The organism is uncultured Dysgonomonas sp., from assembly GCF_900079725.1.
GTDB lineage: Bacteria > Bacteroidota > Bacteroidia > Bacteroidales > Dysgonomonadaceae > Dysgonomonas.
Genome location: NZ_LT599032.1, coordinates 783,216 through 797,697, shown reverse-complemented (window position 1 = coordinate 797,697; position 14,482 = coordinate 783,216). Strand labels below are relative to the sequence as shown.

The window sequence follows — 14,482 nt, the reverse complement described above, 5'->3', positions numbered from 1 at the left end:
AAAATATTTATAAGCTTGCATAGAAAAAATATTTCCTTTATGTTTATTTTTTTCAAATGTTAAACAATATCTTTGTCTTAATTGTTAAATAGTAAAATCGAGACCTATAAAATTTATTTAAATAAAGTAAGCAAGTCTTGGTAGAATAGAGAGGCTAAAAATGAAAAAATCGACAATATGGATACTCGCCGGAATAATGGCATTTGCGTTCTTTGGCCTATTGTACTTACAAATAACCTACCTTAGAGAATCGATAAGGATAAGGAGTGATCAGTTTAATGAAATTATAAACAGAAGCCTTTTGCAGGTTTCCCGTAGTTTGGAACTCGATCAGACACAGAAGTATCTGAATGAGGCATTTCTCGAGAATCAGAAAAAGCAGGCGGCCGCTTATAACAGATCATTATCTTTGCAAAATCAAATGCAGGAAGAAACTGTAACGCATCAGCAAAGAGTGAAGATGACAGCTCCCGATATGGAGATAAATATGGAGTTGAATATGTCGACCACTACTCAAACTCCGAAGAGCCAGATTTTCCAGTCGCCGAGCAAAGGTGGGACGAATGCTATATCGAAAACGATATTCGGTATGCAGGATGAACAAAAAAAGAAATATCTTTACGAGAGCGATATAATGAACGAGGTATTAAACCGCATTATAAATACGGCAAGTAATATACCTATAGCAGAACGGGTGAATCTGAAATCGCTTGAGGTTCTTATCAGAAACGAGATAAAAGGGAATGGGATAGAATTGCCATTCCAGTACGAAGTGGTGGATAAAAACGACAAGCCAATATACCAGCAGCCGTTTTTTACAATGCAAAACAGGAAGGACTATTATCTGCAATCGTTGTTTCCTAACGATCCACAGGATAAAGTTACATACTTGAAAGTATACTTCCCGGATAAGGATAAATACTTGTTTAGTGAAGTAAAATTTCTATATCCGTCAATTTTGTTTACCTTTATATTGCTGGTAACATTTATTATAATCATTTACATCACATTCCGCCAAAAGCGTTTGTCGGAAATGAAGAGTGATTTCATGAATAATATGACACATGAACTGAAGACGCCTGTGTCAACAATCTCATTAGCAGCACAAATGCTTAAAGATGGCTCCATCACGAAATCTCCGGAAGTTTTTAAACATATATCTGGTGTGATAAATGATGAAACCGAACGGCTAAGTTTTCAGGTAGAAAAGGTTTTGCAGATGTCTCTTTTCGAGAAGCAAAAAGCAACGCTGAAAATGAAAGAACTGGATGCCAACGATGTTGTTGTAAGTGTAGCTAATACTTTCCAGATAAAAGTCGAAAAATTCGGAGGTAATCTGGATATCGATTTGGAAGCGACAGAATCAGCCATTGAAGCAGATAAAATGCATTTTACCAATGTGTTATTTAACTTATTGGATAATGCAGTGAAATACAGAAGAGAGGATGTGCCGTTGGAATTGATGATACGCACATGGAATAGCAATAATAAACTATATATATCAGTAGAAGATAACGGTATAGGTATAAAGAAAGAATTTGTAAAGAAGATATTTGAACGTTTCTATCGCGTATCTACAGGCAATCGGCACGATGTGAAAGGCTTTGGCCTGGGATTGGCATATGTGAGGAAAATAGTTGAAGACCACAAAGGAACTATAAAAGCTGAGAGTGAGTTAGGTAAAGGCACCAAATTTATAATTTGTCTGCCTATAATGAAGAATAATGAACAACTCAAATAAATTGTATGTAAATAAGTAAGTTATGGAAGAAAAATTGAAATTATTTTTATGTGAAGATGATGAGAATCTCGGTATGCTGCTGAGAGAGTATCTTCAGGCAAAAGGTTACGACACTGACCTTTACATTGACGGAGAAGTTGGATACAAAGGGTTTGTAAAAGAAAAATACGACCTGTGTATTCTGGATGTGATGATGCCTAAAAAAGACGGTATCACTCTGGTAAAAGAAATCAGAGCAATCAATACAGAAATTCCGATCATATTCTTAACTGCTAAGAATATGAAGGATGATATCCTTGAAGGCTTTAAGGCCGGAGCTGACGACTATATTACAAAGCCGTTCAGCATGGAAGAACTTGTTCTTCGTATCGAGGCTATCTTCCGTCGTGTAAAAGGAAAGAGAAGTAAAGAACAACAGGTTTACCAATTCGGTAATATGAACTTTGACACTCAAAAGCAGATTCTAACTATTAATGGTGAAAGTACTAAACTGACTACCAAAGAAGCAGAACTATTAGCTTTGTTGTGTGCTCATGCTAACGACATATTGGAAAGAAATCATGCCTTGAAACAAATCTGGGTGGATGATAACTACTTCAATGCACGTAGTATGGACGTATATATCACAAAATTGCGTAAGCTGTTGAAACCGGATCCAAGTATTGAGATTATCAATATCCACGGTAAAGGTTATAAACTGATTGCCCCTGTGAATGAAGAAGAAGGCGCTGAATAATATCAGTCCGAATATAGTGTAAAAAGCCGGTTGATACCGGCTTTTTTTATTTAGTCAATAGCCTTTTTACGGAAGTATTTTGTCAGATACTCATTGAATACGATACCAAACACGATGAGGAATAATCCCAGATATGTAGTCACGTATATTTGCTCTCCTAATACCAGATGGATAAGGAAAAGGGAAATAAACGGCGATAGATAGCACATCTGATTCACCAAAGCCGGATTATTCGTTTTCCTGATAGCCAGCCCGAAAAATATAAATGGTATCCCCATCTCAAAAGCGCCTACATAGATACTGGATAATATTCCGGGTACAGAATTCAGATTGACTCCAACAAACAAGGCTCCGATCAACAAATATACCGACCCAAACAGGAAGCTGAGGAACAATGCGACTATTCCATCCACTTTTTTATTCTGATTGTTTACTATCCAATAGGTTGCCCACAAAAATGCACTTAAGAAAGCAAGAAGTAATCCGGCAATAGGTAAACTCTGTCCGCTTATACCACCCGAACCCAACGATATAAGAGCTACTCCTCCGAGAGACAGTGCCATGCCAATATACTTCATCTTGGGTATTGGCTGGCGGGCAATAATAGCGAGCAAAACGAGTAATACAATCGGCCAGGCATAGTTTATCGGTTGTGCCACTTGCGCAGGCAATAAAGCATACGATTTGAAAAGAACCAGATAATAAGCCACGGGATTCAATAAGCCGACCAATGCAAACCATCCCCACTGCTTAGCAGGGAGGGTTTGCAGATCAGTCCATTTTTTCAGTATAGTCATTGCTATGCTGAATATGAGCAATGCTGTAAAACTGGCAACCAAAAGCATCTCGAAATGAGAAAAATACTTCAGCGCCATTTTAAACATCGTAGCTACTGTAGACCAGCTTAATACAGCAATACTGCCATAAATAAGCGCTTTATTGTTGTCCTGCATCGTTATCTTAATGCTTCTACTTCTTCGGTAGTCAATGGTATCTTTTTACCTAACCTGCGGGAACCTGTTTCTGTAATAAGGAAGTCTTCTTCGTTACGCAATCCGCCAAAGTCCCTGTATGCCTCCAATTTATCGTAATTGATGAATTCTTCAAATTTCTTTTCACCTTTCCATAAGTCTATCAGTTCGGGTATAAAGTAAACTCCCGGCTCGATAGTAAGTACAAAACCCGGTTCCAGTTTTCGCCCCAATCGCAACGATTTTCGTCCGAATTGCGTACTTTTGGGCTCTCCGTTGTAACCGACCCAAACTTCACCCAGATTTTCCATATCATGTACATCCAGTCCCATCATATGTCCCAGCCCACACTGAAAAAACATTGCATGAGCACCAGCCTGTACAGCTTCGTCCATATCACCTTTCATCAGGCCTAGTGATTTCATCCCTTCGCAAATAACCTTTGCTGAAAGTTCATACACTTCTTTGAATGGAATGCCCGGCCGTAATGCTTCTACTGATGCAATATGTGAAGCTACCTGAATATCATATACATCTTTCTGGCGGGACGAGAATTTCTTCCCGGCAGGTATGGTAGACGACATATCGCCTGCATAACCCATTTCGGTTTCTGCTCCGGCATCGATCAGGAACATGTCGCCTTCTTTTACTGTATTTCCGTGATAATGATTATGCAGCGTTTGTCCGTTTACTGTGGCTATAGTAGGGAAGGAGAGCCTGCCTCCGGCAGCATAGGCCACTTCTTCCAATGCGGCCATCACTTCATATTCTTTCATCCCTACACGAACTTTCTTTATAGCGGTAATGTGCATATCGGCTGTAATATCACATGCCCTTTCTATTTCGGCGATTTCTTCTTCCGATTTATAGATACGTTGATTTACCACACCCTGAATAAATGGGAGGGAGGCCTCTTGTTGTACAGGTTTAAGACCCGTCCAGTCCATTAGTCTGAGTCTATGCTCCGCCCTGTAAGTTGGCAGGTAATGCACTTTCTGTCCTTTAGTCGCAGCTTTTGACAGATAATCGCCTAAAGAAGAATAAGGCTGGGTATTAGCAACCCCGACTCTTTCACTCTTTTCTTTCAATGTAGGTTGCGTCCCCATCCATACTATCTGGTCGATAGTAAGTTCGTCTCCGAAAATGATCTCCTTGTCTTCGTCTATATTAATAACGGCAGCTAGTCCGGCATACGGCAGCCCGAAGAAATAAAGGAACGTGGAATCCTGACGGAAAGGATAGGTATTATCTTCATAATTCATTCCGGATTCGTCGTTTCCGAGAAATAGGAGAATACCTGAACCTATTGCTTTTTTCAATTGGTTGCGGCGGTTGATGTAGGTTTCTTTTGAAAACATAGTATTATTATTTTATAAACGACTTAAATCTTTCAGGATTATTATCCGAAAGATTTAAATCGTTATTAATTAGGTTTTATTTATATAAACAAAGAGGTTCTGATACAAGTACAGTATTCTTATTTCAATGCAGATTCACTGAATTTCAGAACTTCACGTACCGAGTGCGCCCAGAAATTGCGAAGGCCGAATCCCTGTGCTTTACCATCGGCTTTCCAGCTATCAATGATATTACGGGTTTTTATATCAAAAAATACAACATCGAAGTATCCTCTGTTTTTCGCCTTACTTAATCTTTCGGCTATGATGATTACTCCCGTACCATCACTCTCTTTCACCGAAAGGGATTTTACAATATCTTTTATTGTATTGTCTTCCAGTTGACATGCGGCATCTGTAGTGAAAATGTCATCGGCTTTAAGGTCTGATATACGAGCTTTAACATCATCAATATAGACACCCAGAACTCGTCTTTTTAAATATTTAGCGACGTCGTATTTACGCGCTTCTGTTACAAAAAGATTGTTGATATCCTGAAATGCATATTTGAAATGTTCGCCGGATTCTTTTGCACCATATACTTTCGCATGGGAAAAGTCTACTCCATAAAAATTGATGGCTTCAATGTCTTTTAAAAGCTCTTTTTTCTGAGCAAAACCGCCAACACTAACCAGTAGTGCAATAAGTAGAACTAATTTTTTCATATAAATAAGATTTTATTAGTGATTTTATACCAAATGTAAGAAAAAGCCTTTTCTTATCAAAAGAATTACCGTAAATCTATAAATTTAATAGCTTTCCGACTCATGGGTGGAGTCTGAATCTGTGCGATATATTCAGGAGACTCGAAACTTATATTCGGGGCAACTCTTACCTTCGATCTGAACAGGTCTTTGATCTCCTTTATAAAAGCGTCACTTCTGTCTTCGTCACAGCCTACCCGCACTAATATTTCATCTGTTCCCAGATCGTTGGTAAATACTTCAACTACATAGTTTTTGATATGCGGTACATTGTCCAGTATATCGAATAAAGCAGGTGGATATAATGTGGTTCCCTTATATTTTATCATCTGTCCCCTACGTCCCAATACGCTGCTCAGGCGTATGGTATTTCTGCCACAAGTGCAAGGCTCGGTATAGTGATAGCAAACATCTCCTGTCTTGAAGCGCAGGAGGGGCATCCCTTCCACGCCCAATGTAGTAATGGTAACTTCTCCCGACTCACCTTCTCCGACAGGATTGTCGTTGTCGTCCAGAAATTCCACGATAATCAGTTCAGGCTGTAGGTGGCCGCCGCAAAAGCGGTCGCATTCTGTGAATGATGCCTGCATTTCGGTAGAGGCATATGTGGAATATAATTGCAGGGAACTCCATTTTTCCTGAATACGTCTGCCCAGAGTATTCAGTTCGAAGTTCTCTTTGCGTAAAGATTCCCCTATGCAAAGGCATTTTTTGATGGAACTGTTGTTGTAATCGATTTTATTTTTTTCGGCAAAGTCTATCAGTTTAATAAGAAATGAAGGTACTGCTATCCCGCAGGTTGGATGTATCCGTTCTATTGTATCCCATTGAAGTTCGGGTATCCCGTTTCCTACACGGGCTACACCCATACCTAGTTCGCGCGCTCCAAGAAAATAAGCCAGTCCGGCCATGAAACGGCGGTCTATAGTTGTCATCAACTGCATGATGTCTTCTTTGGTAAATCCGGCGGTAGTAAAAGACAGGTATTCGTTATAGGCAAGGCGGTCGAGGTCTTTGTCGGTGAGGACAAATGTGATGGGATCTCCCAGAGTCCCCGATGTAGTTACATAGTCGATAATTCGAGATTTCTCTACACAGATAAAATCTTCACTGTATCTTTGTAAATCATCTTTTGTGGTAACAGGCAGTTTCCGTAGATCTTCAATTGTTTTGATCTCATTTATATCAATATTCTGTTCTTCAAACATCCTTTGATAAAAAGCGGAGTGTTCTTTTAGGTATTGCAGAGCAGCCTGTAATTTCGTTTCCTGATATTCTTTGATTTTGATAGCAGGCTGAAATTGTATATCGGGGTGTTTTTCCATAGGGTTGTTATTTTTTTATATTCACCATATATAGTTAAAACTTTACAAACTTTACAACTTTGTATCTCCATTCTTAATCTTTGTGTCCTTAGTGTAAATCTTAGTGTCCTTCGTGGTAAAAAACTTTTTGTTACACTGAAAAACTCTGATCATAATCTTCAATTCAAAATTAACAATACATCTTTCGAAACCTATATTATTTTAGTCTATATTCACAATATATTGTTAAAACCTGACACATCTGACACTTTTTACACATATTTTTATTTGTCATATTTTACTACTTCTTCTAAATTATCCATCTATTTTTTATGATAAAAATCCCTTGTGCTTGCCCGTTTGTTTCATACTGGACAGCACAAGGTCTATCACTATATAAAATTCAAAACCTGACAAACTTTACAGTTTTTACACATATTTGCTAATTCCCACATTGGCATATCGGCACATTAAAACATTGGCACATTAAAAATAGTATAGATAAAATAACTTGAATAAAATAAACCAATTATTTAATAAATGGGCCTAAAACCGAATCTTTTTCTCTATCCATTCCTTTTCAGAAACCTTCGGTACTTCTTTTGTCAATGCTTTTTGCCAGTATTCTTTTGCTTTTTGTTTTTCTCCTTGCGACATGTAATAATCCCCCACTATTTCGTACATATGATAATATTCGGGATTAGAGGCTTCGTATTTGTTTAATCTGTCGGAAGATATAGAACTCTTCTCTTTTATCTTAGCTTTTATATCTTTCGTCAGTTCTTTATATGTCAAGAGATTGTTGAACATATCGCCATGTATCAGGGAATCTTCGGGAATAGTATATTCCGTAGAATATATCTCTTTTCTGAAATCCGTATCTTCCCCGAATATCTTATTCAGGTCATAGGCCACATATTTACCCATCTGCCAAGGGTGGGTAGATACCCATATTATTCGCTGTTCGGGTTTGAATATGACCGAATGGTGCGCGATAAACTGGTTGATTGCCATTTCGTTTGTCAGTCCTATTTCTTTATCTCCCGATCCTTTTGTGTCGCGAAGGATAGAGGCGGCTTTTTTCACATCTAAAGGTTTGTTTTTATCGAGGAGCTCTGTCAATCGCCCGAAACGGTATTGGCTGTCTGTTGTACGGATATTTTCAAGATTCCGTTCGTCCTTGGCGAATACTTCTGATTGGAAATGATTGGTACATATAATTTGTTCTCCATCGGTAGTGAATAAACCTATCTTATCAGGTGATTTTTCTATAATGGCTGCTTTCTTGTCTTTGGCTGAACCTATAAGGATAGATTCGGATACGAAAGTCTCTCTTTTTTTCGCAATCTCATATGCCTCCTCAATTGTAGACGCATATTGCAATATCTCCCTAGTAAGGATGGATATCGGTGTTTTAGCGGATGTAGGCATCGAAGATTTTGCAGCGTTAATTGTAACTGTCAGCCCTTCTTCGTTCATTCCCGATAATACGCCGGTCATCCCCGGCCAGGCTACAGATACGAATTTATAACCCTTCTCGGGATCATAGAACTGCACTTCTTTATTTTTTGCAAAATCATCCCCTACATAAAAATCGAAATTGCGGCCGATTACCAATGTTGAATCGGCGCTTGCTGTACCCCATGTAGCAAAGGAACTGCATCCTACGAGCATATAGTCTTGCATGGCGTGTCCTAAATCATGTGCGGCATGGTAATTTAACTGTCTTTCGTAGGGAGTGCCGATATAGCTGAATTCATCGGAGCAGGAGTGGGATATCCCGTAAATTTCACGCCTGTATTCCTCCGGTATGTTCTTTCCCAGATTACGGTTGTACAGGATGGTGAAGAAGCCAAGAAATCGTAAGTGATTTTCGGATGGGACAAGTACCTTTATCTGGTCTACAAATACTTTTTCCTGATAATATAGCAGGTCTTTCGACATCTCTCCTATAGCGATGCCCCGCTGGTAATCATTGCCGGAGACTTTCAGTTCCCACAATCCGCTTTCACTCTTGCGAAGATAATTATCACCCCACTGACGGTAATCAGGTTCTTCTGTCAGTTTGTAGCGGGGAACTTCTTCCGCTATTTCGGGCACGCACATATCCGCTGAAAAATACATGTAGCCGATAATTCCGCCAAAAGCGAGAATGAATATCAGCAGCACATATAATCCGGCCTTCAGACCCTTTTTCAGCAATTTATGCATTCCCTACTTTTTTAGCTAAATATTCCTGACCTACAAAGTCGGCGCAAGTGAACATGGATGTGAGCGTTACCCCCAGAGCACCATGTACATTCATATTCTGGCCTGTAAAGTAAAGGTTTTTCAGTTTCGTTTTTGTGGAAATAAAACCTAATTCGGGAAACTTACAATCTTTTACTATACCGTATGCCGAGCCGTAAGGCGTTCCCGTATAGTCACGGTAACTTAACGGTGTGGTGCTATATATGCTTTCTATCTTACCGGAGAAATCGAATCCTTTGCCTTTCAGAAACTCAAGTACTTTGTTTGAATAGGCTTTCTTGAAAGCGATGTAATCATCCCCCCGCTTGCCCACAGTGGTATTTTCCCACTCTTTCAGTTCCGACATATACATTGGTGTCAATACCGAGATTATATCCGTATAGTCACTATTGCTGTTGCATTGGAAGCAGAGCAGGGCATTGTTGATCTTATCCCGGGACGAATCGTCATTATACCATACATTATCAGTTCCATGCACATAATAATTACTGTTGATATAAGGCTGAGAATCCGGCTTCATCACCAGATACGTTGTGAAGACTCCGAATGAATTAGGCAAAGCATTGATGCGGGATATATAAGCGTTTTTTATATAGCGGCTCTTTTCCAGTATCTCCAATGTGCGTTTGGGGTGGATATTGGAGATAAAATGATCGGCCTCAAATATTTCTTCATTGTTTACTTCTGCGGCCGTTACCTGATTGTCCGTTACTATCAGGCGGGTAACTTCCTTATTGTTCAATACGGTACCTCCATTCGCCCGGATAACGTCTATCAGCCGTTCGGCTATCTGCATGGTTCCGTCTATGAAACGGTACGGACTTTCGATATACGAGTTATTGGTCATCGCATGATGGTAGAAGGTAGAACTGTTTTTTATTCCTCCATACAGCATGGATGTAGCGGCTAAAACACTCCTCAGTGTTTCATCCTTAACCGTATCTGCTATCATCTGAGTAGCCGACGCATAAAAATATTTCATGCCGTTTTGTGCAATACTCCCTTTTTTCAGGTTGTCTATATCGATCAGTCTTCCTACATCTTGGAGGATAGAGGTATATTTTTTCAGGTTTACCCGTTCATGTGGAAAAGACTGAGCCAGTGTATCGGCAAAATGGTCGTGGCCAACCGCGTAGTTATATACTTTATCTTTATAGAATATAGTATCGAAAGAATCGGTGTCGAGACGTTTTATATTCAGTTTATCCATTATACCGAAGTATTTGAAATACTGGTTCATTATCTGTCCCTCGTCCAGACTGCCTATATAATGGATTCCCGTATCGAATTGACGCCCTTTCCGGATGTATGTTTGCAGGCATCCTCCGAATAGCACGTTCTTTTCAAGCACGCATACGTTGTATCCCTCTTTGCTCAGGATGGCAGCGCATTCGAGGCCGCCCAATCCGCTCCCCGCTATAATGATATCGTATTTACCCATTTGTTTTCTCTTCTTTCTTCTTAAATATAAAAATAGTATTAGACGTATATTTATCGTTTTTGAAGCTCTCTACAGTCATATTGCAAGTCTCAGCTATTTCATACAGTTTCTCAGCCGAAGTAAAACAAAGTTCTTCTTTTGTTTTATTAAAACCAAATATACGGGTAGAGAATATCTCCGATAACTTTGTCAGTCTTTGTTTTTGCTTATCCCGGCTATCCCCGTCACGAACGATAATCAACCCGTTGTCACGAAGATTCTGTATGCATTTTTTTAATAACGATTCCTGTTTCCGGCTATCCATATAGTGTAACATGTCATTCAATACAAACATATCGCTTTCGGGTAGCGGATATTCCAATGCGTCGGCATATACAAAAGAGGTATTCTCATTATGTAAATATCCGTACCGGGCGACTTCGGCTTTATCTTCATCATAGTCTAAGCCTAATACCTGCCTGTCGGGCGATAGCATGGTAAGCATATATCCTAAAGTACCGTATCCGCAACCGATATCTGTGATTTGCCCCCTTTCAGGTATCAGTTCGTCGAATATCTTATAGCTTTTTTCCATTTTCACCTTTATGCGTACATACCATTCCATCACCGGACCTTTATAGATGTAGTTCTTTACCAGCATATGATAGAAATATGGATTGATGGCCGTATTATATTCGGCACAAACCTTAGCATATTCTGTGGAAAAAAGAGAAGCTATCTTTTTTGTCCTTTCTTTATACGTGTTTCCAAACGAGCGGTCTTCATAAGTAATGCGGGGCAGGATTTTAGTCGCTATTATTCCCCGTTTCAGATAGAATGGCTGCGATTTTGAAATAACCATCCCTGTGCCATATAATACAATAGGGATTATATCCAGTTTCAGTGTCTCGGATAGATAGAACGCACCTTTGTGGAAACGCTTCAATCTACCATCGTATGAACGTGTGCCTTCAGGGAATATGACAACTGAGTATCCTTCATCGATACGTTCTTTGATGTGCGACACCGAATTTTCATATCCTTCGCCTGTATAAAAATAGCCTGCATACCTGATTACTGCGCCGAAGAACGGAGACCTCCATACCCATTCGTTTGTGACCATCACCATTTTAGGATGGAGCGTAAGAAGCAGAAGTATATCGAGGAAAGACTGGTGGTTGGCTATGATAATGGCAGGTTTCTTAAATGTTTCACCATCGACATTTACTCTCTTTTTTTTCAATATAAATCCAGCAAAGCAAATGAAGCGGCAGTTGAGCATTATCAGGTAGCACATGAATTGTCGTTTTTTCCTCCTCTTTACAGGAACGAGATATAATAGTAAAATCGTTATGCGGAGGAACAGGCACCCGGCAAGGAATAGCCCGTATATAAAGGCAGTTATCAAAATAGAGGCCAGTGTATATGGCGGTAGCCCTTTTGTTGTCTGCGAAGACATAAAGATGCGGAAGATAACAGGAGGGATAGTGTACGAAACCAAAACCACAACTATCATTCCGAGGATAGACATCAACGAGATAGACTGCAAGGCGGGATGCTGTGCGAAAATCAAGGCTCCCATTCCTACAATAATGGTGAAAGCCGAAAAGAAGATGGCTGTTTTATGTCCGTTCAGCGCAGGCTTATTTGTCCGGTATTTATTCTGTAAACCGTCCATAATAAATATACTGAAATCGTCCCCGATACCAAATATGAAAGTGGACAGGATGATATTGATGATATTGAATTCCATCCCGGATATCCCCATGATGCCGATAATGATAATCCAGCTGATAAACATCGGGGAGAAACTGATCAGTGTCAATTCGATACGTCCGTAAGATATCAGTAAAGTGATGAAAATGAGGAATGATGAAATGAATAATATCAGATAAAAGTCATCATTGATAGCAGATACCCACTTCTTTGTAAAGAAGGAGCGGTCTAAAATCACAACTTCATTGCCATTATTGAAGTGTTGATATACTTCTTCCTTATTTTTATCATCGAGCTGCACTTGTGAAATGAGCAGGGTAAGGCCCGGCACATTAGTTTGCCAGTCGTTTAATATCCGGTTTGTCTCTGTAATATCTTTATGCAGGGTAAAGTCAGAATCTATCCATTTGTAGAATGGGGCAAAAGCATCCTGACGAAAATTATATGCTGCGGACTCGCTTTTCAGCGTTGTTTTCAAATATTCTTTCTTTTCGGCAGTCCAGTAATTATTCCATTTTTGCAGACGTTCTTGCCGGATACCTTCGGGGATAAGGAAGTAATCAGCAGATGCAAAGTTTTTGATCAGGCCTTGCTCTTTTAGTACTGATAATTTTTTATTGGTCGCATTATAGTTTTGTATTGTTTCATCTGTATTTTTACCTACACTTACAAACAGGATATTTTTCTTATCGTTATCTACGATCTCCGCCAATTTCTGTTCAGCTTCTTTCAAATGTTCCGGTTCATAATTCATATGCATCATATCGGCATCGAAACCTACATTTCGTGAAGTAAATACACAAATGACCGTTAATATTAAGATGCCGCCCACAAGCCATTTGTTTTTATCGAAACGGTAAGCATTGAAGCGCTCTATAAAGCGGAGCAATGCGCTTCTTTTCTGATGAACCCTCCCGTCGAGGAAGTGAGGCAGGTATATGAGGCAGAAGATAATTGTACCTATCAGCGTCATGGATGCGAAAAGCCCGAAGTCACGTAATAATTCCGAACTGGTGAAAAGTAATCCTAAGAATGCGCCGATTGTTGTAAAACTACCGACGGTAAGAGGGTAGGTGAGTTCCTTTATCAGTTGTGCCACAGAGGCCACGTGGCTCTGGTGTACGACCATATGTATGGAATAACTGAGGGCGACACCCATGATTATGGAACCGGAACCGACGGCTATAGACGAAATACTGCCTTTCAATAGTGAAATCATAAAGAGGGCGAACAATCCTCCGAAGATAGTCGGGGTGATGATCTGAAAGATCGTTCTCTTTTGCCTGAAGGCCAATAGAATGAAAACAATGATTATAACCAGTGCCAGAGTGATTGTCAGTATGGAGTCTTCTTTTATCTGACGGGCATTATATACACCGACAGAAGGACCACCGTAGTATTCGGCTTTCACTGACGGATAGTCTTTGTTAATGGCGGCTATTTCTTTTTCTATGGCCGAAATTAGTTTGTCGTTTTCCCCCGTACTTCCCATACTGTATGTAGGAGTAATGAACAACAGCAACATGGAGCCGTCTTTGGTGAAAATGTATCCGTCTTGTTGCTCGAAATTACTATCCAGTTGGAAGTCTTGCAGGCGTTTCAGTGCGTTTCCTCCAAGGCCGAGAGGGTCTCTCATAATGTATTCTTTGAGAAAGCCTCCGGCCGGGGACAACAGGTTGGAATAGTTCCGTTGCATAACCGATGCGACTTTCTCTTTTGAAAACAAGGAGTCTATACGCTGATAATCGCTGTCGCTGAGTAAGATCGGAAGATTGTCATAGACGAAATTCTGCATCTCGGTTTTCAGGCTGTCGTCTATACGGAGGAGTATATTGTTTACATATGTTCCTTGTGTCCGGGCTAACAGGCTGTCTGCGAATAAGGTCGCGCTTTCTGTCAATATTGCGGTATCGTTGTCCTGTTCCTTATCCGATAACGAGAACATGACAATAATCTTGTCCTTGATACGCAGGTTGTCGAAAACAGTATTCAGGTTTTGTTCGTTTTTGGTATCAGGAAAGAACTGGGTGATATTTTCCTCGAATTTGAGTTGCAGGGCAAAATAACCCATAATGGCTATACTTGCAACCAGCGACAAATAGAGGATTATCTTATGCCGGGTGAAATAATTATATAGATTGACGAAAAAGTTACTCATTTATACTCTATGTTAAGTATTGTACAACATTTATTGATAGGCTTAAATGTTCTATTATTTTATGTGATTTTTACTACGCGCAATC

At 39.7% G+C, this 14,482-nt stretch carries 9 protein-coding genes; 2 read left to right on the top strand and 7 right to left on the bottom strand.

Annotated elements, in window-relative coordinates:
* Positions 1-160 precede the first annotated feature (160 nt).
* Positions 161-1,741, top strand: a complete 1,581-nt coding sequence (locus QZL88_RS03490; protein WP_006801483.1) for a HAMP domain-containing sensor histidine kinase — start codon at positions 161-163, stop codon at positions 1,739-1,741.
* Between the two features lie 22 nt (positions 1,742-1,763).
* Entirely contained in the window at positions 1,764-2,477 is a 714-nt protein-coding gene (locus QZL88_RS03485) for a response regulator transcription factor (protein WP_006801484.1), read from the top strand.
* 50 nt (positions 2,478-2,527) lie between these two features.
* On the opposite strand, the gene QZL88_RS03480 is transcribed toward QZL88_RS03485, so the two are convergent.
* From QZL88_RS03480 to QZL88_RS03450, 7 genes are all read right to left on the bottom strand, one after another.
* A complete protein-coding gene (locus QZL88_RS03480; protein WP_296938639.1) occupies positions 2,528-3,430 on the bottom strand; it encodes a DMT family transporter in 903 nt (300 codons plus the stop codon).
* A gap of 2 nt (positions 3,431-3,432) precedes the next feature.
* Positions 3,433-4,806, bottom strand: coding sequence for an aminopeptidase P family protein (locus QZL88_RS03475; RefSeq protein ID WP_296938638.1), 1,374 nt, complete (start codon positions 4,804-4,806; stop codon positions 3,433-3,435).
* 119 nt (positions 4,807-4,925) lie between these two features.
* The gene (locus QZL88_RS03470) at positions 4,926-5,510 is read right to left on the bottom strand and encodes a hypothetical protein (RefSeq protein WP_296938637.1); all 585 of its coding nucleotides are present in this window, start codon (positions 5,508-5,510) and stop codon (positions 4,926-4,928) included.
* 65 nt (positions 5,511-5,575) lie between these two features.
* Positions 5,576-6,874 carry an AMP-binding protein gene (locus QZL88_RS03465; protein WP_296938636.1) on the bottom strand — a complete coding sequence of 433 codons (1,299 nt, stop codon included), beginning with the start codon at positions 6,872-6,874 and terminating at the stop codon, positions 5,576-5,578.
* Between the two features lie 525 nt (positions 6,875-7,399).
* Positions 7,400-9,064, bottom strand: a complete 1,665-nt coding sequence (locus QZL88_RS03460) for a C45 family peptidase (RefSeq protein WP_296938634.1) — start codon at positions 9,062-9,064, stop codon at positions 7,400-7,402.
* A complete protein-coding gene (locus QZL88_RS03455; RefSeq protein WP_296938633.1) occupies positions 9,057-10,544 on the bottom strand; it encodes an NAD(P)/FAD-dependent oxidoreductase in 1,488 nt (495 codons plus the stop codon). The genes QZL88_RS03460 and QZL88_RS03455 overlap by 8 nt, the downstream gene beginning before the upstream one ends.
* Positions 10,537-14,397 (bottom strand): trifunctional MMPL family transporter/lysophospholipid acyltransferase/class I SAM-dependent methyltransferase, encoded by a 3,861-nt coding sequence (locus QZL88_RS03450; protein WP_296938632.1) that lies wholly within the window; start codon positions 14,395-14,397, stop codon positions 10,537-10,539. Before QZL88_RS03450 ends, QZL88_RS03455 begins: the two co-directional genes overlap by 8 nt.
* Positions 14,398-14,482 lie beyond the last annotated feature (85 nt).

Excerpts from the sequence above, each read along its gene's own strand:
- QZL88_RS03465 (WP_296938636.1), bottom strand. The coding sequence starts at position 6,874 with ATGGAAAAACACCCCGATATACAATTTCAGCCTGCTATCAAAATCAAA.
- QZL88_RS03470 (WP_296938637.1), bottom strand. The coding sequence starts at position 5,510 with ATGAAAAAATTAGTTCTACTTATTGCACTACTGGTTAGTGTTGGCGGT.
- QZL88_RS03460 (WP_296938634.1), bottom strand. The coding sequence starts at position 9,064 with ATGCATAAATTGCTGAAAAAGGGTCTGAAGGCCGGATTATATGTGCTG.
- QZL88_RS03450 (WP_296938632.1), bottom strand. The coding sequence starts at position 14,397 with ATGAGTAACTTTTTCGTCAATCTATATAATTATTTCACCCGGCATAAG.
- QZL88_RS03485 (WP_006801484.1), top strand. The coding sequence starts at position 1,764 with ATGGAAGAAAAATTGAAATTATTTTTATGTGAAGATGATGAGAATCTC.
- QZL88_RS03490 (WP_006801483.1), top strand. The coding sequence starts at position 161 with ATGAAAAAATCGACAATATGGATACTCGCCGGAATAATGGCATTTGCG.
- QZL88_RS03455 (WP_296938633.1), bottom strand. The coding sequence starts at position 10,544 with ATGGGTAAATACGATATCATTATAGCGGGGAGCGGATTGGGCGGCCTC.
- QZL88_RS03480 (WP_296938639.1), bottom strand. The coding sequence starts at position 3,430 with ATGCAGGACAACAATAAAGCGCTTATTTATGGCAGTATTGCTGTATTA.
- QZL88_RS03475 (WP_296938638.1), bottom strand. The coding sequence starts at position 4,806 with ATGTTTTCAAAAGAAACCTACATCAACCGCCGCAACCAATTGAAAAAA.